The following is a 19,688-nucleotide window of genomic DNA, read 5'->3' on the forward strand; positions in this document are numbered from 1 at the left end:
CTCCTTTCGGTAAAGCGTGAACGCGGGGCGAGCATACGGCTGGTGATGTCGGAGGCGTGTAATCCATGTGTAAGCTCTGTAAGTCGGGCGGGAAACCGTTGTTACATACGGCTCTCGGCTTTCGGGCCGCGCGCCTCCTTCAGCGCCACGGTCAGGTTCGCCACCTTTCGCTTCAGGTCGGCATTCTCGGCCCTGAGCGCACGCACCAGGCCCTGCAGTTCGCCCACGTCGGTGCTCTCGGGCGGCAGATCGGCCGGCTCCTCGCCGCCTTCGCCCTGCGGCGCCTCTTCGGCCGGCCGGGCCCTGGCCTTCTTCTCGCGCACCTGGCGCGCGGCGCGCCGCAGTTCGTCCTTGCCGCCGGCAACGGCCACGACCTGCTCCTGGGCAGGCAGCGTGGCGACCGCCGCCGCCGCACTGATGGAAATGGTGCCCGACTTGACCGCCGCCACCAGCTCGGGCGCGGCCGCCTTCTGGATGCGCTCGATCTGGCCGACCGTCGCGGTGCTGAGCCGCGCGGCCCGGGCCACGGCCTCGCGCGTCGCCAGGGGGGGCCGGGCCGGTTCGGCGGCTGCGCCGCCCTGCGGCACGGGCGACGCCTCGGACGCGTCCGCGGAGGCCGCGGGAGCCGGCGCCTGCGCCGCCGTCCTGGCCTGCAGGATGTCCTTCTTGCGCAAGGCCAGCACGCCCCGCTGGTAGTCGGAAATGCTGCGCCGGCCCAGGTGGTTGTCTATCATCCAGAGCCGCACGTCGTCCATCGACTGGAAGGCCGTGTTCTGCACGGTGCGGAACTCGATGCCGTGCTTCCTGCATATGCCGTAGCGGTTGTGGCCGTCGACCAGCACGTTGCCCCACAGCACCAGCGCATCGCGGCAGCCTTCGGCCAGCAGGCTGCCCTCCAGCGCGGCGTACTCGTCTTCGCTCAGCGGGTCGATGTAGGCCCGCAGTTCTTCGTTGATTTCTATGTCCATGCAAACCTTCATTGCGGATCGGCCGGGAGTGTAATCGACCCGGTGGCGCGCGGCCGTCCCGGACGCATCACGCGCTTTCGCGCGCCGCGATGCGAAAGCCGATCTCCACGACCGCTTTCGCCGGCCGCTGCCCGTTGGCCCGGGCCGCTATCATCTCCGCCGCCTTGGCCCCGATCGCGGCGCCGTCCACGTGCACCGACGTGATGGAGGGCGACATCGATGCGGCGAAGTCCATGTCGCCGAAGCCGATGACCGCCAACTGGCCCGGCACGGCCAGCCCCTGGGCCATGGCTTCGGTGATCACGCCCGCGGCCATGAGGTCGGAGGTGCAGAAGACGCCATCGACGTCTCTGCCGGTGCGCTGGAGCGCGCGCAGGCCCTCGCGTCCCTGCGCATGCGTGGTGGGCGCCGGAAGATGGAGCACCACCGGCTCGGGCAGGCCCAGCTCGATGGCCGTGCGCACGTAGCTGTCCGCGCGCAGCCGCGCCCGCTCATCGTCCCCGCTCAGCACCGCCTGGCGGGTCTTGCCGGCCTCGAACAGATAACGGCTGACGGCCGCCCCGATCTCCTGGTGCGAGACGCTCAGCAGCATGTCGATGGGCGTGGCCGTGGTGTCCCAGGTCTCGACGATGGGGATGCCGGAAGCCTGGAGCAACTGGCGTCCCTGGGGCGAATGCATCACGCCGGTCAGCACGAGGCCATCGGGTCGACGGCCGATGATGGCCCGCAGCAATGCATCCTCGCGCGGCATGTCGTAGCCGCTCTGCCCCACCATGAGCTGGTAGCCCTTGGCGCCGAGCGACTCGGTCAAGGCCGTCAGCATGCCCGCGAACAGCGACCCCGCCACCGACGGCACGAGCACCATCACCAGATGGCTGCGCGACAGGCGCAGCGCGCCCGCCATCAGGTTGGGCACATAGCCCAGCGCGTCGATCGCGGCATGGACCCGCTCCAGCGTGGCGGGGGAAACCTGTTGCGGAGTATTGATGACGCGCGAGACCGTGATCATCGAGACACCGGCGGCCTTCGCCACCTCGCGCACGGTCACACGCCCCCGCGGGGCAGGGGCAACGGCAGGTTTACGGGAAGACGCGGACATCGGCGGGATAAAAATACGAGCGATTCGAATGACACATGAGACAGAAGGCTAACCCGGCGCGCAAGCGGCAAGAGGCCCGGGCGGCCTGGGTTTCCCCCTATGGCGCGCGCCCGGCCTCGGGCCATACATTTCGCACATCCGGATGTTAACGTTAACAAACGATGATTAATGCTGATATCCGCGATTGTTAACGTTAACATTATTAAAAAATACGGAGGCGACATGAACGGCAAGACACGCGGATGGATAGTTGGAACGGCCTTGCTGGCGGCGGTCGGCACCGCCCACGCCTGGCCCGACAAGCCGGTGACGATGGTGGTCCCCTTCCCGCCTGGCGGAGCGACGGACTCGGTGGCGCGCGCCGTCGCCAACAAGCTGCAGGAGCGGCTCAAGCAATCCTTCGTCATCGAGAACAAGGCCGGCGCCACCGGCACGATAGGCGCCGCGCAGGTGGCCCGTGCTGCGCCCGACGGCTACACCCTCATGGTGACCTCGCTCGCGCCGCTGGTGGTCGCCGAGCATCTGATGAAAGGCCTGCCCTACTCCCCGGCGAAGGACTTCACCTATCTCACCGTCGCCGTCCAGGCGCCCAACGTGCTGGTGGTCAGCCCGTCGCTGGCGCCCAGGATCAACAATGTCCAGGACGTCCTCGCGCTGCTCAAGTCCAGGCCGGGTGGCGTCAGCTTCGCCACCTCGGGCGCGGGTTCGTCCGACCACCTGACCGCGGAACTGTTCTGGCAGAAAACGGGCACCAAGGGGCTGCACGTCCCCTACAAGGGCGGCGCGCCCGCCATCGCCGATCTGCTGGGCAACCAGGTCGACATGTCGTTCCAGAACGTCAATGCCGTGCTGCCCCACATCAAGGCGGGCAAGCTCAAGGCCATCGCCGTCACGGGCAACAGGCGCTCGCCGGTGCTGCCCGAGATCCCGACCTTCGCCGAGGCCGACGTGCCTGGCCTGGTGGTCTATTCCTGGCAGGCCGTCGTCGCCCCCAGGGGATTGCCGACCGACGTGCGCGACCGGATTTCCGCCGATTTGACGGGCGCCATCAAGGATCCTGCGGTCAGCAAACCCTTCACCGACGTCGGTCTCGAACTCGTGGCCAACTCGCCCGAGGAATTCGCACGCTTCCAGCAGCAGGAAAGCGCCCGCTGGAAGGAGGTGATCGAAGCGGGAAACATCTCGATCCAGTAATGCAACCCTTGAACGCCCCAGCGGACCAGAAACGACCATGCATCATTCTTCCCAGGCAGCCGGACGCACGCCCGCCATCACCCGGATGCGCGTGATCCCCGTCGCCGGCCGCGACTCCATGCTGCTCAACCTGAGCGGCGCCCATGCGCCCTACTTCACCCGCAACCTGGTCATCCTGACCGACAGCGCCGGCCATACCGGCGTGGGCGAAGTCCCCGGCGGCGAACACATCCGCGCGACGCTGGAAGACGCACGCGGTTTCATCGAGGGCAGTTCCATCGGCCGCTACACCCACACCCTCAACCAGATGAGAAACGCGTTCGCCGGACGCGACAGCGCGGGGCGCGGGCAGCAGACGTTCGACCTGCGCGTTGCGATCCATGCCGTGACGGCCGTCGAGTCGGCCCTGCTCGACCTGCTGGGCCAGCACCTGGACGTGCCCGTCGCCGCGCTGCTGGGCGAAGGCATACAACGCACCTCGGTGCAGATGCTGGGCTATCTGTTCTACGTGGGCGACCGGACGCAAACCCCGCTGCCGTACGACAGCGCGCCGCATGCCCAGGACGATTGGCTGCGCCTGCGGCATGAAAAAGCGCTCACGCCCGAGGCCATCGTCAGGCTGGCCGAAGCCGCATACCGGCGCTATGGTTTCGAGGACTTCAAGCTCAAGGGCGGCGCGCTGCGCGGCGAGGAAGAGATCGAGGCCATCCGCGCCCTGCACGAACGCTTTCCCCGGGCGCGCATCACCCTCGACCCCAACGGCGGCTGGCCGCTGCGCGACGCCATCCGCCTGTGCCGCGACATGCACGGCGTGATGGCCTATGCGGAAGACCCCTGCGGCGCCGAAGGCGTCTACTCGGGCCGCGAGACCATGGCCGAATTCCGCCGGGCGACCGGACTGCCGACCGCCACCAACATGGTCGCCACCGACTGGCGGGAAATGGCGCACGCCCTGTCGCTGCAATCGGTCGACATCCCCCTTGCCGATCCGCACTTCTGGACCCTGCAGGGCTCGGTGCGCGTCGCCCAGACCTGCCAGGCGTTCGGCCTGACCTGGGGCTCGCACTCCAACAACCATTTCGACGTATCGCTGGCGATGTTCACCCACGTCGGCGCGGCCGCGCCAGGCCGGGTGACCGCGCTCGACACGCACTGGATCTGGCAGGACGGCCAGAACCTGACGCGCAATCCGCTGCAGATCCGCAATGGCCACGTCGAACTGCCCCAGGCCCCGGGACTGGGCATCGAGCTGGACATGGAGGCGGTCGAGCGGGCGCACCAACTCTACAAGCAGCACGGCCTGGGCGCTCGCGACGATGCCATGGCCATGCAATACCTGATGCCTGGCTGGAGGTTCGACAACAAGAAGCCCTGCCTGGTCCGCTGAAAAAGGCCGCGGGCGCGGCCAACCATTCGACTTGCATAAGAACACCGAGGAGACAGCAGGATGAGCACAGCATCGAGACATGCAGGAAAACTGCTGCCGGCATTCATCGCCGCGGCCCTTCTGGCCGGCTGTGGCGGGAGCGACGACGGCGGCGGCGCAGGCGCCGTGCCCCCGGATCCGCCGGGCGCCACGGTATCGTTCCGGACCGCGGGCCTGGTGCAAGGCCTTCCCCATCAGGAAACCGACTCCGGCGGCAAGCAGACCGTCCATGTCACCGTCCTGACGCAGGCGGGCCTGAAGACGCTGTCCACCGCGCCCGGCACGCCGGAACGCGCGGCGGCGATCAAGGACGGGCTCGTACCGGGCAATCTCGTGGACTGGCTCGCATCCCCGGCCGGCACCGTCATCGTGCCCGAGGATGGTTCGCCGGCCTTCAACGTGATTCTGTCCAAGGGCTCGTCATCCGCTGCCCAGTTCAACCTGCAGAAATACGGTGCGGCGGTCACCCGCAACGATGGCGCGCCGGGACCCATGGTGGCCGCCGGATGGATCTATGGCAAGACCGGTTCGACCATTACCGTCGGCGACGGCACGATAGTCACCGCGGACCAGGCGGGCCGGGCATATGCCACGCCGATCAAGCGCTACGAGGAAACCTACGCCGTTGCCCCTTATGCCAGGGTGTTCAACGTGAACACTGACGACTACGCCAAGAGCGAGACGTCCACATTCGACGCCATCCCCGTCACCGACAACTACCACTATGGGACCACTTCCCGCCAGGCCGCGTATCTGCTGTTCGACAACAATTACCTGAACGCGGATCGCGCCAAGGTCGTGGCGATCTGGTATTTCACTCCGCCCTCCAGATCCGACGGCAAACCCACCTGGGACGTTCCGACGCAAAGCCCCATGCTGGCGGACAAAGGCATCGATCCGGTTTCGAGCCTGCCCTACGTGGCCATCAACGCGACCTCGGTATCCTCCGCGCCCTACACGCGCAGCACCGAGCCGTTCGAGATGGTGAAGGACACCCTGTACTACGTCGGCGACAACGAGGTGGCCTCATACGTGCTGAAGGCCGACATGGGAACCGCGGACACGTCCGACGACAAAGTCATCAAGATCGACGCGGGCTGGCCCAACAGCGGCTACCAATACTGGAAGAACATGGAGCTGGTGGGGATAGATCCCCGGTCGGTCACCGACCTATGGCTCACGCATGGCCATGCCGACCACTACGGCACGGCCGTCGAGCAGCTCAAGATGATGGACAACGCCGGCAAGACCATGGACGTCTGGGCCTCGAAAGAGGACGTGGCCGGCGTCAAGAGCGACCTGCAAGGCAATGCGTGGGACATCCCCGGCGCCCTGCCCGAGTCGGAAACCATCCTGCGCGCCCGCACCGGCAAGTTCTACGACTACGACCGGTGGTACGACTTCGGCAACGTGAAGATCATGGTGATCTGGTCGCCCGGCCACACGCCGGGTTCCACCAACATGCTCTTTCGCGTGAAGAATCCTGCCGACGGCAAGTTCTATACCTTCGGCTATCACGGCGGGTATGGTTTCAACGGCCTGAACTCGCCGACCGCCGCCAACGGTTGGCGCCGCCTGTCCTTCCAGCACGGCTTCAGCTACCTGCAGAGCACGGTCGAGGTGGATTTCGTAGCGCCGCAGCATACCAACCAGTACCCCATCGTCGAGGTCTACCAGGCGCTCAAGGCCTATAACCGGGATCCGGCCAATGCCGCAAGGCCATTGACGATGATGGAGGCGATGACGTCCAAGGTCCACGATGCGCCGGTCGTGGGCGGCAGCAGGATCACGAGCGAATTCGCCAACCAGTTGGAGAAACGTCGCTCGGTGGCTTCGTACAAGGCCAGCGATGCAGCCAACCGCTCGTACAAAAGCATAGAGACCTCGGGCCCCTTCAAGCCCGGCCGGGAAGCAGGCCTGGCCAACGTCCGGGCGACGCTGCTGGACGAAGGAAGGATCGTCCAGGGTTTCGTCGGCGCCCAGAACAAGAACCCGTCGATTCCGCTGCTGGCCCAGGGCATCGTGATCCCGACCGACAGCTACGTGAACGACCCCGGCGGTTTCTACGTCCAGGTCGCGGTCGACGTGCAGGACAGCACATACAAGGGCTACATCCCCCAAGGCTACAGGCAGGCAAGCCCGGGCATGGGCACCGAGATCACGTATGACGGCGGTCCGGTCGAATCGGTGCATGCGGCCACGGGCACCTTTCATCCGCCCGAATATCTGCGCACCCAGCGCCTGAACAGCCTGGCCGAGGCCCAAGCCGTCCTGGCCAGGGTCGCCAAGGGCCGAACGGTCACCCTCTCGCTCACGCCGGCGAGCGAGATCGTCGTACCGGCCAACGTCGCCGATGCCTTCCGCTAAGGCCGTTGTCGGGACAGGGGAACGGCCGCGAAAAAAGGCCGTGCCCTCGCGCATCACAGCGCGGCTGATCCTGGGCGGATGGGTTGCCGTAGTCGCCGGGGTGAGTCTTCCCGGCGCGCGGGCCGGCGACGATGCAGCGGCGGCATACGCAATGGCGCGCCATTACAGTGGCCTGACAGGCGCGGCGCTCGATCGACGGAAGTCCTTCGACTACATGCGCAAGGCCGCCGAGCTCGGGCACGGCCCCGCGCAGGTCGACCTTGCCTTCATTTACTACAACGGCAATGACCGCGTCGCCAAGGATCTCGCCCAGGCCTTCCGCCTGTTCGGCAAGGCGGCGGCGGGCGGCTCGGCGATCGCGCAATGCATGCTGGGCGATTTCTACAAGAAAGGACTGGGGGGCGCTCCGCGCGACGACAAGGAGGCATTCAAATGGCATCGGCTGGCCGCCGCCAGGGATGACCGCTGCTCCCCCCGGTCGCAGTACGAGCTGTACCTGGCCTATGCCGCGGGCCGGGGAGTCCCCAGGGATACGCGAACAGCCGTCGCCTGGCTGGAACGTGCGGCCCAGGCGGGCAACCCGGTGGCTCAGGCCAGGCTGGGACGTGCCTACCTGGAAGGGGACGGCGTTCCCCTAAACCTTGAACAGGGCAAGGCGTGGCTGAAGAAATCGCGCGAAGGCGTCGCTCCCCACGACGATGAGGAGGAAGACGCGCACGACCATTAGGGCCTCTTGGGACCAGGACGCCAGGTCACGCGGACGGAACGGCCGGTATGCGATTGACCTCCACGGTGACGTGCGCCAGTTCTTCATGGACGGCCAATACCTCCCGGAAATAGGAAGGGGTGGCTTGCGTATCGGTCACCAGGCCCAGGATGCAGGCGTACTTGCCTTTGCCGACCCGCCAGACGTGCAGATCGGTAATGGTCGCCTGGAATGGGCACGCCTCGATCGCCTCGTGGATCTCGGCCACCACCGGCGCATCCATCTCCGCATCGAGCAGGACCTTGCCCGAGGCGCGCAGCAGGCCATACGCCCAGACGGCCACCAGGCCGGCGCCGACGATGCCCATGACCGGGTCCAGCCAGGCCGCGCCCCAGAGCTTGCCGCCGAACAAGGCGACGATGGCCAGTACGGAAGTGGCGGCGTCGGCAACGACGTGCAGATAGGCGGAACGCAGGTTCAGGTCGCTGCCGTGCGCGTGTGCATGGCCGTGCCCATGGTCGTGATCGTGGCCATGGCCATGCCCATGATGCCCGTCCTTGAGCAGCCAGGCGCATGCGAGATTGATGGCCAGGCCGACGGCCGCGATGGCGATCGCCTGATCGTAGTGGATGGGCGTGGGAGCCATCAGCCGCTCCACGGACTCGTACAACATCAGGGCGGCCACCCCGGCCAGGAACAAGGCGCTCGTGTAACCGCCCAGCACCTCGATCTTCCAGGTTCCGAAAGCGAAGCGCCGGTCATGGGCATAACGCCGCGCCGCGCCGTACGCCAGCACCGCCAGCCCGAGCGCCAGCGCGTGCGAGCTCATGTGCCACCCGTCGGCCAGCAGCGCCATCGAATTGAAGACGTAGCCGCCAAGGATCTCGACCACCATCATCGTCGCGGTAAGCAGGACCGCCCAGCGGGTATTGCGTTCGGCCAGGGGGTTGCCTTCGTCGAAGACGTGGCTGTGCGTCCAATTCTCGGGGGTGGCGGATGTCGACATGAAGCAGCCTGCTCGGCGATGGGATTGTATACTATACCCCAGTATAGTTCATCCGGCAGCGAGGGCCATCCATGGCACACACCATCCACAACCAGAAGCAGCTCCTGACGCGCGTGCGCCGGATCAAGGGGCAGGCCGAGGCCCTGGAGAACGCCCTTGGCCAGCAGGTGGAATGCGTGGCCATCCTGCAGCAGATCGCCGCGATACGGGGCGCCGTGAACGGGCTCATGGCCCAGGTGCTGGAGGGACACATCCGCGAACACCTGGGCCAGGCCGACGTGCCCGCCGACGTGCGGGCGGCCGACCTGGAAGAAGTCGTGGCAGCCGTGCGGTCCTACATGAAGTAAGGGCTGGACGCGCACCATGATCAAGCGGATGAAGCAGTGGGCCCGGCGCATCAAGCAGGATGTGGTCGCGATCTGGCTGGCGGCCCGCGATCCCCGGACACCCAGGATGGCCAAGTTGCTCGCCCTGCTGGTGGCCGCCTACGCGGTCTCGCCCATCGACCTCATCCCGGACTTCATCCCCGTGCTGGGGTACCTGGACGACCTCATCATCGTCCCGCTCGGCATCCTGCTGGTCGTGCGCCTCATCCCCGCCGACCTGATGGCCGAATTCCGGCGAGCGGCGGCGGACATGTCGAACCGGCCGGTCAGCCGAACCGCGGCGGCGGTATTCGTCGCGATATGGGTGCTCGCCGCAGCCCTGGTCCTGTTAGTCTTCTTCCGGAAGGCGGCGTTCGCCTGACTCGACAAGGAGACCCCGTGGGCAATACGTTCGACATCGACGCGTACCTGGCACGGCTCGGATACCAGGGTTCCACGGCCCCTTCCCTCGCGGCGCTGGATGCGCTGACCCGCGCCCACTCGCAATCCATTCCGTTCGAGAACCTGGACGTGCTGCTGCGCCGGCCCATCCACCTCGAACCCCAGCGCCTGTACGACAAGCTCGTTGCCGCGCGCCGCGGCGGCTATTGCTTCGAGTTGAACGGCCTGTTCCTGGAACTGCTCGCGCGGCTGGGCTTTGCCGTGCGCCCCCTGGCGGCACGGGTGCGCCTGAGCACGGCCGATCGCAGCATCATGGTCCAGCGCACGCACCTGACGCTGGCGGTCAACCTGGACGGACAGGACTGGATCACCGACGTCGGTGTCGGCGCGACTTCGCTCACCCGCGCCCTGCGGCTGGAGGACGGCGTGCCCCAGCCCACGTCCCACGACGTGCGGCGCCTGGTGCGCGAGGACGGCAAGTGGTACCACCAGGTGCAGCATGCCGGCCAGTGGATCGACGTCTACGAGTTCACCGGCGAGGACATGCCCATGGTCGACCGCGAGGTAGCGAACTGGTACACCAGCACGCATCCCGCTTCGCACTTTCTGCAAGGACTCACCGCGGCGCGGGTACTGCCCGAAGGCCGCCGGGTGACCTTGTCCGGCCGCATATTGAAGATACGGGAGGCCGATGGCCACGCCCGGGAACAGGTGCTGGACGGTCCGCAGGCGCTCCAAGCGGCGCTGCACGGACATTTCGGAATCGCCCTGACCATCGAAGAGCTCGAGTCGACGCGGATCTGACCTTTGTATGAGTGGCTGAACGAAGGTGATGGCTTGTATTCGTCCGCCTGCCCTCGGATCACATTTCACATGTCATCACCATGCAGAAACGCCTCGTCACGCCTTCCTGACCTCGAACGGATTGAAAACCTCCACCTCGAAATGAGCGAAATCGCCAGCGTTGCGTGTCACCACTACCAGTTGATGCTGCTGCGCGGTAGCGGCAATCATTGCATCTTCATAGAGTGTCTCGGAACGCCGGTGCATCAGACGCGCCCAGCGCCTGAAGGTTTCCGCATCCATGGGAAGGACGTTGTAGGACGCAGCCACCAGATCGGCCCAGTGGGCGATTTCGTCAGCCTTGTCCGCGTCCTGGTCGCGCGTCAGTTCGATGCCGGCCTCGATCTCGCCCAGCGTCACCGCCGACAGATAGAGGTCTCCGTCGGCAACAGACCGGAGCCACGCAACGACCGCGCCGTGTGGGCGTGGCCGGCGCAATTCGGAAATGACGTTGGTGTCCAGCAGATACATGCGGTGCACTCAACGAATCGGCGCAATGCGTCGGCGCCGCGCCGCGCCTCGCGGCGGCACGAGGCACTCCGTGCGTGCCTCATCCGAAAGCAGCAGTTCCTTCAGCGACGGCTTGGCCGCGGCATGCAGCCGCCTCCATTCGGCGGCGGGGACGAGCACGGCGGCTTCGGCGCCACGCTTGGTCACCATCTGCGGCCCGTCCGAGAGACAAGCCTCGAGAAACTCGCTGAAGCGCGCCTTTGCGTCCTGTACAGCCCAGCTTTTCATGGTGCACCCCGATAAAGACTAGTCACCTGACTAGTTTACAACTTGACTCCATCTCCTACAATCGATCCGTGGCAATCTGTCTCATACTCGCCCGGTAGTCGAAAGCCCTCACTACAATGCCATATCTGGCAGGGACGGCGCTTCGCCCTTCCGGCCAAACTCGGCCAAAGTTGTCCATGCTCTCATCCAGCGCCTCAAGAACTTATTGATTTTTAATGAAAGAATCGGATACCAGCGCCCACACCCCCATGATGCAGCAGTATCTCCGCCTGAAGGCCGAAGCCGGCCCTCTGCTGCTGTTCTACCGCATGGGCGATTTCTACGAGCTGTTCTACGACGATGCGGAAAAAGCCTCGCGTCTCCTGAACCTGACGTTGACCACCCGCGGCGCCTCCAATGGCGTGCCCATACGGATGGCGGGCGTGCCTTTCCACGCCGTCGAGCAGTACCTGGGCAGGCTGGTCAAGCTGGGCGAATCGGTCGCGATCTGCGAACAGATCGGCGACCCCGCCGCCTCGAAGGGACCGGTGGAACGCCGCATCGTCCGCATCGTGACGCCCGGCACGCTGACCGACGAGGCCCTGCTTCCAGCCAAGGCCGATCGCGCCATCGCCGCGGTCCAGCCGGGCAACGGCAAGACGGGCCGCGTGGGCATTGCCTGGCTGAACCTGGCCAGCGGTGAATTCCGACTGACCGAATGCGCGCCGGCCCTGCTGGCGAGCGAGCTGCATCGCATCTCGCCGGCGGAAGTGATCCTGGCCGAAGGCCAGCCGCTGCCGGTCGACTTCAGCGCCCCCATCAGCCCGGTGCCGGTCTGGCATTTCGAGACCAGCGGCGCGCGCCAGCAATTGCTGAACCACTTCGGCACGGACTCGCTGGCCGGCTTCGACGTCGAGGACATGCCCGAGGCCATCTGCGCCGCCGGCGCGCTGCTGCGCTACGTCTCGAACACGCAGTCCCAGGCGCTGGCGCACGTGCAGCAGCTGACCGCCGACCGCGCCAGCCAGTACGTGCTGCTCGACCCCGTCACGCGGCGCAACCTGGAACTGACCGAGACCCTGCGCGGCGAGGAATCCCCCACGCTGTTCTCGGTGCTGGACCACTGCCAGACGCCCATGGGCAGCCGGCTGCTGCGCCGCTGGCTGCACCATCCCCTGCGCGACAACGAGCCCGCCGCCGCCCGCCTGCGCGCCATCGAAACCTTGCTGGACGGCGGCGACCCACGCCTGCTGCAGGATGCGCTGGCGCCGCTGCCGGACGTGGAACGCATCTCCGCGCGCGTGGCCCTGCGCTCGGTACGGCCGCGGGAACTGGCCAGCCTGCGCGACGCGCTGGCGCTGCTGCCCGGGTTGCACGCCATGGTGCTGCGCCTGGCCGGCGAAGGCTCGATGCTGTCGGCCGACACGCAGGCGCGGCTGCCCGAACTGGCGGCCCAGCTCGCCCCCGATCCGGCCATCGCCGAACTGCTGACACGCGCCGTCGCCGCCGAGCCCGGCGTCAACGTGCGCGACGGTGGCGTGCTGGCCGCCGGCTTCGATCCCGAGCTGGACGAGTTGCGCGCACTGGAATCGCACAGCGGCGATTTCCTGGTGCAGTTGGAGAAGCGCGAACGGGAACGCACGGGCATCGCCAACCTGCGCGTGGAATTCAACCGGGTGCATGGCTTCTTCATCGAGGTCACGCGCGGCCAGACCGACAAGGTCCCCGACGACTACCGCCGCCGCCAGACGCTCAAGAACGCCGAACGCTACATCACTCCCGAACTCAAGACCTGGGAGGACAAGATCCTGTCCGCCCAGGATCGCGCCCTGGCGCGCGAGAAATGGCTGTACGAGCAGTTGCTGGACACGCTGGCGCCGCACGTGCGGGCGCTGACGCGCACGGCCGCGGCGCTGGCCGAGATCGACGTGCTGGCCGCCCTCGCCTTCCATGCCCGCACGAACGACTGGGTCGCGCCCGAACTGCTGGACACGGCCGAGATCCAGATCGAACAGGGCCGCCATCCGGTGGTGGAGCGGGTCATCGAACGCTTCACGCCGAATGACTGCCGGCTGGCGCAGACCCGCCGCATGCTGCTGATCACCGGCCCCAACATGGGCGGTAAGTCGACCTACATGCGGCAGACCGCGCTGATCGTGCTGCTGGCGCGCATCGGCAGCTTCGTGCCCGCGCGGGCGGCCCGCATCGGCCGCATCGACCGGGTGTTCACCCGGATCGGCGCCGCCGACGACCTGGCGGGCGGACGCTCCACCTTCATGATGGAGATGATCGAGGCCGCCGCCATCCTGTCGTCCAGCACGTCCGACAGCCTGGTGCTGATGGACGAGATCGGCCGCGGCACCTCGACCTACGACGGCCTGGCCCTGGCCTGGGCGATCGCCTTCCAGCTCGTGTCGCAGAACCGCGCGCTGACCCTGTTCGCCACGCACTATTTCGAATTGACCCGCCTGCCCTCGGTACGCCCCGAGGTCGCCAACGTCCACCTGGCCGCGGCGGAATCGCACAAGGGCATCGTCTTCCTGCACGAGGTGCGCGAAGGCCCCGCGAGCCGCAGCTACGGGATCCAGGTCGCGCAGCGCGCGGGCATCCCCGCCGCGGTCGTGCGCATGGCGCGGCGTGAACTGGAAAAGCTGGAGACGCAGGGGGCCCAGGTCCCGCAGATGGCGCTGTTCGCGCCGCCGCAGGACGAGGCCGCCGAAGCGCAGGAGCTGGAACAGGCGCGCGACCACGCCCTGGAAGCCGTGCGGGACGCGCTGGACGGCATCGACCCGGACCGACTGAGCCCGCGCGAGGCGCTGGACGAACTCTACCGGCTCAAGAGCCTGGCCCTGCCGCAATGACCGCACCGACGCCGCGCCCGCTTTCCTGGCCCCGCCTGCTGCTGGCGGCGGCGCTGGCATGCGCGGCCATGGCGCCGGCGGCGGCCGCCACCACCAATGCCGAATCGGGCTATGCGGCCCGCCAGGGTTTCGCCTTCGCCCTGCTGGGCAGCGTGCCCGCGCACGACGGCGACGAAACCGCCGTCGCCCAGATGCTGGCCCAGTTCGGCACCGAGACCGACCTGGCCATCCACACCGGCAACATCAAGGGGCGCGACGAGCGCTGCGACGACAAGACCTATGCCCGCCGGCACGCCCTGCTGGACGGCAGTCCGGTCCCACTAGTGCTGGTGCCGGGCGAGCACGACTGGGCCGAATGCGACCGCCCCGCCGCGGGGCAGTTCGGCCCGGTCGAACGCCTGAACCGGCTGCGCGAGCTGTTTTTCGACCCGGACGATTCGCTGGGCATGCTGAAGCTGAACCTGCAGCGCCAGAGCGAGACCGCGCGCTTCCGCGGCTATCCCGAGAATGCGCGCTGGGAATACGGCGACGTGCTGTTCGTCACCCTGAACGTCCCGGGCAACCAGAACAACTACCGCACGGGCGCCGGACGCAACGGTGAATACGAGGAGAGAATCCAGGCCGATACCTCGTGGCTGCGGCAGGCCTTCGCGACCGCCACGCGGCTCAAGGCGCGCGGACTGGTCCTGGCCTTCTCCGCCGACCCGCACTTCGAGGGCCGGCACACGCTGGCCGGCGGGGTCGATCCGTATGCCGCGCTGAAGGCCGACCTGGCCCGGCTGGCCGCCAAATATGCGGGCCAGGTGCTGGTCGTACACGGCGGCGGCCCCTCACACGACCGCGGCCGGCCGGGCCATGCCCTGGCGGATCATCCGGTCAAATTCAACGGCAAGACATTGCAGCACGTGGCGCGCGTCGCGGTGCCCGCCGCGCCGGACCCCGCCCACTGGCTCAAGGTGAGCGTGGAGCCCGGCAACCGGGACGTCTTCCGGATAGAAAACGCCAACACGGTGCTGCGTCCTCCGCAGCCCCGCTAGGGCCTGTTCAGTGCAGCGTACCGGGGTTGCGCCGGGCCTCGATCAGCGCATCCAGGATATCGTCGCTTTCCTCGTCGCTGTCGGCGTATCCCTGCTCGATTTCTTCCGGGTCGGCCGGCCGGACCTCCAGCAGCTTGATGCGCACGCGCAGCGCCATGCCCGCATAGGGATGGTTGGCGTCCAGCACCACCTTGTCGTCGGTCAGGTCGGTAACCGAGAAGATCAACGCGTTCTCGTCGCTGTCGCCGTCATCGGGCTCGACCTCGGTTTCCTCGCCGTCCTCGGCATCGCCGGGCACGCCTTCGAACTGCATGCCGACCTCGATCGGCTCCGGGAAACGCGAACGCGGCTCGACCCGCAGCAGCTCCGGATCGTAGTCGCCGAACGCGTCGCTCGGCTCGAGATGGAAGGTCTGCTCGAAACCGGCGGTCTTGCCTTCCAGGCCGTCGTCCAGGCGGGGCAGCAGGCTGTCCAGCCCGCGATGGAGAAAGCTCACGGGGCCATCGCTGTCATCGAGCGCTTCCCCGTCCGTGCTCATGATCCAGAACTCGACCGTGACGACGGTATTCTCGCCGACGGCCAGGGCCGGATCGCTGTTGGAAGCGGTCATAATCTTGGTTTCCCGTATACGTTGGATGGCCTTTCATTCTACAGGCTGGCCCCCGCCCCTCCCGGACCCGAAGCATCTCCATGAATCCCGACCTTCCCACCCGCCTCCTGGGCGGCCTCTCGCCATCCCGGTTCATGCAGCGCCACTGGCAGCGCAAGCCGCTGCTGATACGCGGCGCCTTCGAGAACCTCCGCCCGCCGCTGTCCATCGCCCAGGTCAAGCGACTGGCCCGCCGGGACGAAGTCGAGTCCAGGCTGGTCTGGCGCGAGCAAGGCGCCTGGCAGATGGAGCGCGGCCCGTTCGGACGGCTGCCGCCGGCGCGCGAGCCTGAATGGACGCTGCTGGTCCAGGGGGTGAACCTGCACGACGACGCGGCGGCCGATCTGATGGCGCAATTCCGCTTCGTTCCCGATGCGCGGCTGGACGACGTGATGATCAGCATCGCCACCGATCGCGGCGGCGTCGGCCCGCATTTCGACAGCTACGACGTCTTCCTCTTGCAGGCCAGCGGACGCCGGCGCTGGCGCATCGGCCGCCAGCGCGACCTGGAGCTGGACCCCGACGCGCCGCTCAAGGTGCTGCGCCATTTCGAACCCACCGAGGAATTCGTGCTGGAAGCGGGCGACATGCTGTACCTGCCGCCCGCCTACGCTCACGACGGCATCGCCGAAGGCGACGACTGCATGACGATCTCCATCGGTTTCCGCTCGCCGTCGCTGGCCGAACTGGCGCGCGGCATGCTGGAATTCGCGTCCGAGTCGCTGACCGAGCGTCTGCCGCCGGCGCTGCGCGGCCACTACAAGGATGCCGGCCAGCCCGCGGCGCGGCAGCCCGCCGCCCTGCCCGAAGCCATGGTCGAGGCCGCGCTGGCCGCCGTCTCGGCGGTGAAGTTCGACGCGGCGCTGGCCGCGCGCCACCTGGGCTGCTGGCTGACCGAGCCCAAGCCCGAAGTCGTGTTCGACCCGCCCGACCCCGCGACACTGCCGGACCTGGAAATGGATTGGCCGCCGTCGGGCGAGCTGGTGCTGGACCGCCGCACGCTGATGATCCACCGTGGCCGGATGCTGTTCATCAACGGCGAAAGAGCCGAGGTCGATGCGACCCCGGCCCTTCGTGGACTGGCGGACCTGCGTCGGCTGGCGTGCGCCTGGGCGAAACCCGGCGACGACGAACGCGCGGCCCTGCAGGAATGGCTGGACTCAGGATGGCTGCACTACCGCCCCTGAAACCACGCTTCGCCGGCCTTGCCTACTTGCGGGCGGCCAGCGCGACGTTGATGCATTCCTCGTCCAGGTTGCCGCCCGGCGCGCCGCCGACGCCGATCGCGCCGATGGTCTCGTTGCCGACCTTGATGGGCACGCCGCCCGCCAGGATCAGGAAGTCGTCGATCGCCACCAGTTGGCGCGCGCCGGGGTTGTTCTCGATGGCATTGGCCAGCGCCGAGGTGGGCGCGCGCATCGTCAGCGAGGTGTAGGCCTTGCGGCGCGAAGCGTCGGCGGTGTGCGGGCCCGACAGGTCGGAACGCAGCATGGCCAGCACGTTGCCGCCGCGGTCGACCACGGTGGCGGCGACCTGGTAGTTCTTGGCCGCGCAGGCTTGCACGGCGGTCTGGGCCAGCTCGGTGGCCTGGGACAGCGTCAGCGACGCGGGCGTTTGCGCGTAGGCGCTGGAACCGGCACAGGCAGCCAGGACGAACAGGGTTTTGAGCAGACGGGACATCGTTTTTTCCTCCTGTGGAATCGACACCCGCAGTGTGCTCGCCGACGCGTCCGCCGCCCATCGTGCTCGCTACGCACCGGCATCCGTAGCGCTACGGATTCCCTCCTGGCCCCGGTTCCAGGCTCGCCTGCGCCAGGCGCGCGAACTCGACCACCGAAGTGCTGCCTATCTTCTCGGAAATATGGGCGCGATGGGTTTCGACGGTGCGCGGAGACAGCTCCAGCGCGGCGGCGATCTCCTTGGTCGCGTAGCCCTGCGCCACCAGGACCAGCACCTCGCGCTCGCGCTCGGTCAGGCGCGCGAGCAGCGCGCGCTGCTCGTCCTGTTCGCGATAGCGTGCCAGCGCGGCGAAGGCGGCGTTGACCGCCTCCATCAGCACGTGCTCGTCCACCGGCTTGCTCAGGAAATCCACCGCGCCCGCCTTGAAGGCACGCCGGCATGCCTGCATGTCGCCATGGCCGGTCAGCAGGACGATGGGCCAGCCGCAGCCCGACTCCTGGAGCTTCTGCTGCAGTTGCAGGCCCGTGATGGCGGGCATGCGCAGGTCCAGCACGATGCAGCCCGGCTCCAGCTCGGGCTGGCGGGACAGGAAATCCAGCGGGTGGGCGAAAGTCTCCACGCGCAGGCCATACGTGGACAGCAGCAGCGCCACCGCGTCGCGCACGGCGCGGTCGTCGTCGACCAGATAGACGGGAGGTTGGGAAGTCACGCCATGGGCTCCTGCGAAGGTTTCCGGCCGCGGGCCAGCGGCAGCAGCACGGTGAACCGCGCGCCGCCCTCGGGCCGGTTGGCCGCCGAGATGCTGCCGTCGAAATGGTGGACGATGCTTTCGCAGATGGCCAGCCCCAGCCCCATGCCGTCCTCCTTGTCGGAACGGAAGGGCTCGAAGACGTGCGCCAGCATGCCGGGCGCCACCCCCGGGCCGTCGTCGTCGACCACGATGCGCGCCATGCCGTCGGCTTGATCGATGTGCAGCACGATGCGCCGGCGGTCCTCGGGCACCGCCGCCAGGGCGTCGGCGGCATTGCGGATCAGGTTGTGCATGACCTGCCCCGCCTGCACCCGGTCCACCCACGCGACGGGCGGCGGCACGGCCACCTCCGTATCGAGGCGCACGCCGCGCGCCGACAGGTCCGCCCCCATCAGCGCCACCATGTCGGCGGCGACCTCGCCCAGGTCGCAGGCCTGCGCCGCGGGCGGGTCGGCGCCGACGTAGGCGCGCATGCGAGCCAGGATGTCCGCGGCCCGGCGGGCCTGCTGCACGTTGGACTCCAGCACGCGGCGCATGGCGTCGGGCAGGTCGCCGGACAGATCGGCCAGGCGCAGCGCTGCCTGGCTCTGGCTCAGCAGCGCGGTCAGCGGCTGGTTCAATTCGTGCGCGATGCCCGAGGCCATTTCCCCCATCGCATTGACCCGCGCCGCGTGCGCCAGGGTGGCTTCCTGCTTGCTGAGCCGCCCCGCCTGGCGGGCCCGCTCGGCCTCGCCCCGGGCCTGGACGGCGCGGCGCCGCTGCACCGCCAGCAAGGCCGCCAGCGCCAGCAGGGCCAGGGAGACCAGCACCAGCAATGCCAGCGGCCTGCCCAGCGCCAGGTCCCCCCATCCCGGATGCCGGGACAGGCGCAGCATGATGGGCTGGCCGGCATTCTCCAGCATGCGCACCGCCGCCATGGCCGGCGGATGCAGCCCCTGCCCCGGCGGGACCGCGCCATGGTCGATCCGGGCCGCCGCGCCATCCAGGCGCAGGGCCAGCCGCGTCCCCATGGGCAATTCATCGGCGGCGACCAGCTCCGTCAAGTCCACGGTCAGCACCAGCGCCAGTTGGCCCGCGGCGGGCGGCAATCGCTTGACCAGCAGATAGCGGGACTGGCCGGCCTGCGGCACCGTGCTGACCGGCCGCCCGGGCTGGGCCGTCGCGATCACCGGGCCCAGGCGTTGCGGTTCAAGAGGCGGGAGGCCCGACCGGCGGCTGGACACCAGCGTATGCCAGCCGGACGGGGACGAGGTGTTCTCCCAGCCGACCAGGTCCACCGCCTCGATGCGGGGATAGAACGCGCGGATCGCGCCCGCCACCTGCCCGATCTCGTCGAGCAGGATGCGATCGGATCGCTGCGCCAGCGCCGCCATGCTGGTCAGGTGGGCGTCATGCTGCGCGATGCGCTGCGACACGAGACCGGCCACGGCATCGGCCGCGCCGTCCAGGTCCGCGCGCAGCCGGTCCAGGGCCTGTCGATACAGCAAGACGGCGCCGGCCAGCGCCAGCACCAGCCAGGCCCCCGCCAGAACGGCGGCCAGCGCGGATTGACGTTTCATCATGGATGCAGATAGTACTTGCAGGCGCCCGGTCGCGCCCTCCCCGACGTACCGGGAT

18 protein-coding genes and 1 pseudogene are annotated in these 19,688 nt (G+C 67.9%); 10 read left to right on the top strand and 9 right to left on the bottom strand.

Going from position 1 to position 19,688, the window contains the following annotated elements; translation table 11 throughout:
- Positions 1–101: 101 nt before the first annotated feature.
- Complete coding sequence (locus EV675_RS21770) at positions 102–968, bottom strand: ParB N-terminal domain-containing protein (protein ID WP_130359706.1); 867 nt, start codon at positions 966–968, stop codon at positions 102–104.
- A gap of 67 nt (positions 969–1,035) precedes the next feature.
- Positions 1,036–2,010, bottom strand: a complete 975-nt coding sequence (locus tag EV675_RS21775; RefSeq protein ID WP_130360304.1) for a LacI family DNA-binding transcriptional regulator — start codon at positions 2,008–2,010, stop codon at positions 1,036–1,038.
- Positions 2,011–2,289: 279 nt separating this feature from the next.
- Between EV675_RS21775 and EV675_RS21780 the strand changes: the two genes are divergently transcribed.
- Genes EV675_RS21780 through EV675_RS21795 form a run of 4 tightly spaced genes read left to right on the top strand, consistent with a single transcriptional unit; the run spans position 2,290 to position 7,781 of the window.
- On the top strand, positions 2,290–3,261 hold the full coding sequence (locus EV675_RS21780; protein WP_130359708.1) for a Bug family tripartite tricarboxylate transporter substrate binding protein: 972 nt from the start codon (positions 2,290–2,292) through the stop codon (positions 3,259–3,261).
- A 37-nt stretch (positions 3,262–3,298) separates the two neighbouring features.
- The gene (gene gudD / locus EV675_RS21785) at positions 3,299–4,648 is read left to right on the top strand and encodes a glucarate dehydratase (RefSeq protein ID WP_130359710.1); all 1,350 of its coding nucleotides are present in this window, start codon (positions 3,299–3,301) and stop codon (positions 4,646–4,648) included.
- Positions 4,649–4,708: 60 nt separating this feature from the next.
- Positions 4,709–7,054 carry an MBL fold metallo-hydrolase gene (locus EV675_RS21790; RefSeq protein ID WP_130359712.1) on the top strand — a complete coding sequence of 782 codons (2,346 nt, stop codon included), beginning with the start codon at positions 4,709–4,711 and terminating at the stop codon, positions 7,052–7,054.
- Between the two features lie 40 nt (positions 7,055–7,094).
- The gene (locus EV675_RS21795) at positions 7,095–7,781 is read left to right on the top strand and encodes a tetratricopeptide repeat protein (protein ID WP_165404703.1); all 687 of its coding nucleotides are present in this window, start codon (positions 7,095–7,097) and stop codon (positions 7,779–7,781) included.
- A gap of 25 nt (positions 7,782–7,806) precedes the next feature.
- Here EV675_RS21795 and dmeF read toward each other — a convergent pair whose 3' ends face one another.
- A complete protein-coding gene (gene dmeF, locus EV675_RS21800; protein WP_130359716.1) occupies positions 7,807–8,766 on the bottom strand; it encodes a CDF family Co(II)/Ni(II) efflux transporter DmeF in 960 nt (319 codons plus the stop codon).
- Positions 8,767–8,837: 71 nt separating this feature from the next.
- Here dmeF and EV675_RS21805 point away from each other — a divergent pair, with 71 nt between their 5' ends.
- The 3 genes and pseudogenes from EV675_RS21805 (at position 8,838) to EV675_RS21815 (ending at position 10,337) form a co-directional block, all read left to right on the top strand.
- Positions 8,838–9,113, top strand: a complete 276-nt coding sequence (locus EV675_RS21805) for a metal/formaldehyde-sensitive transcriptional repressor (RefSeq protein WP_130359718.1) — start codon at positions 8,838–8,840, stop codon at positions 9,111–9,113.
- A 25-nt stretch (positions 9,114–9,138) separates the two neighbouring features.
- Positions 9,139–9,513, top strand: a pseudogene (locus tag EV675_RS21810) (YkvA family protein); the annotation flags it as partial.
- 17 nt (positions 9,514–9,530) lie between these two features.
- Positions 9,531–10,337, top strand: coding sequence for an arylamine N-acetyltransferase family protein (locus tag EV675_RS21815; RefSeq protein WP_165404704.1), 807 nt, complete (start codon positions 9,531–9,533; stop codon positions 10,335–10,337).
- A 96-nt stretch (positions 10,338–10,433) separates the two neighbouring features.
- On the opposite strand, the gene EV675_RS21820 is transcribed toward EV675_RS21815, so the two are convergent.
- Together EV675_RS21820 and EV675_RS21825 are read right to left on the bottom strand one after the other, a co-directional pair.
- Complete coding sequence (locus tag EV675_RS21820; protein WP_130359724.1) at positions 10,434–10,847, bottom strand: type II toxin-antitoxin system VapC family toxin; 414 nt, start codon at positions 10,845–10,847, stop codon at positions 10,434–10,436.
- Positions 10,848–10,856: 9 nt separating this feature from the next.
- A complete protein-coding gene (locus EV675_RS21825) occupies positions 10,857–11,114 on the bottom strand; it encodes a type II toxin-antitoxin system Phd/YefM family antitoxin (protein WP_130359726.1) in 258 nt (85 codons plus the stop codon).
- Positions 11,115–11,329: 215 nt separating this feature from the next.
- Here EV675_RS21825 and mutS point away from each other — a divergent pair, with 215 nt between their 5' ends.
- Together mutS and EV675_RS21835 are read left to right on the top strand one after the other, a co-directional pair.
- Positions 11,330–13,954 (top strand): DNA mismatch repair protein MutS, encoded by a 2,625-nt coding sequence (mutS, locus tag EV675_RS21830; RefSeq protein ID WP_423213234.1) that lies wholly within the window; start codon positions 11,330–11,332, stop codon positions 13,952–13,954.
- Positions 13,951–14,991 (top strand): hypothetical protein, encoded by a 1,041-nt coding sequence (locus EV675_RS21835; RefSeq protein WP_130359728.1) that lies wholly within the window; start codon positions 13,951–13,953, stop codon positions 14,989–14,991. The genes mutS and EV675_RS21835 overlap by 4 nt, the downstream gene beginning before the upstream one ends.
- Before the next feature lie 7 nt (positions 14,992–14,998).
- Here EV675_RS21835 and EV675_RS21840 read toward each other — a convergent pair whose 3' ends face one another.
- Positions 14,999–15,574, bottom strand: coding sequence for an FKBP-type peptidyl-prolyl cis-trans isomerase (locus EV675_RS21840; RefSeq protein ID WP_423213237.1), 576 nt, complete (start codon positions 15,572–15,574; stop codon positions 14,999–15,001).
- A 107-nt stretch (positions 15,575–15,681) separates the two neighbouring features.
- Here EV675_RS21840 and EV675_RS21845 point away from each other — a divergent pair, with 107 nt between their 5' ends.
- Entirely contained in the window at positions 15,682–16,827 is a 1,146-nt protein-coding gene (locus tag EV675_RS21845; protein WP_130359732.1) for a JmjC domain-containing protein, read from the top strand.
- A gap of 22 nt (positions 16,828–16,849) precedes the next feature.
- Here EV675_RS21845 and EV675_RS21850 read toward each other — a convergent pair whose 3' ends face one another.
- The 3 genes from EV675_RS21850 to EV675_RS21860 all read right to left on the bottom strand — a co-directional run bounded on the left by EV675_RS21850 (position 16,850) and on the right by EV675_RS21860 (position 19,630).
- Positions 16,850–17,320, bottom strand: coding sequence for a GlcG/HbpS family heme-binding protein (locus EV675_RS21850; RefSeq protein ID WP_130359734.1), 471 nt, complete (start codon positions 17,318–17,320; stop codon positions 16,850–16,852).
- Between the two features lie 91 nt (positions 17,321–17,411).
- Complete coding sequence (locus EV675_RS21855; RefSeq protein WP_130359736.1) at positions 17,412–18,029, bottom strand: response regulator transcription factor; 618 nt, start codon at positions 18,027–18,029, stop codon at positions 17,412–17,414.
- The gene (locus EV675_RS21860) at positions 18,026–19,630 is read right to left on the bottom strand and encodes a sensor histidine kinase (protein ID WP_130359738.1); all 1,605 of its coding nucleotides are present in this window, start codon (positions 19,628–19,630) and stop codon (positions 18,026–18,028) included. Before EV675_RS21860 ends, EV675_RS21855 begins: the two co-directional genes overlap by 4 nt.
- Positions 19,631–19,688 lie beyond the last annotated feature (58 nt).

The organism is Pigmentiphaga kullae, from assembly GCF_004216695.1.
Lineage (GTDB): Bacteria > Pseudomonadota > Gammaproteobacteria > Burkholderiales > Burkholderiaceae_B > Pigmentiphaga > Pigmentiphaga kullae.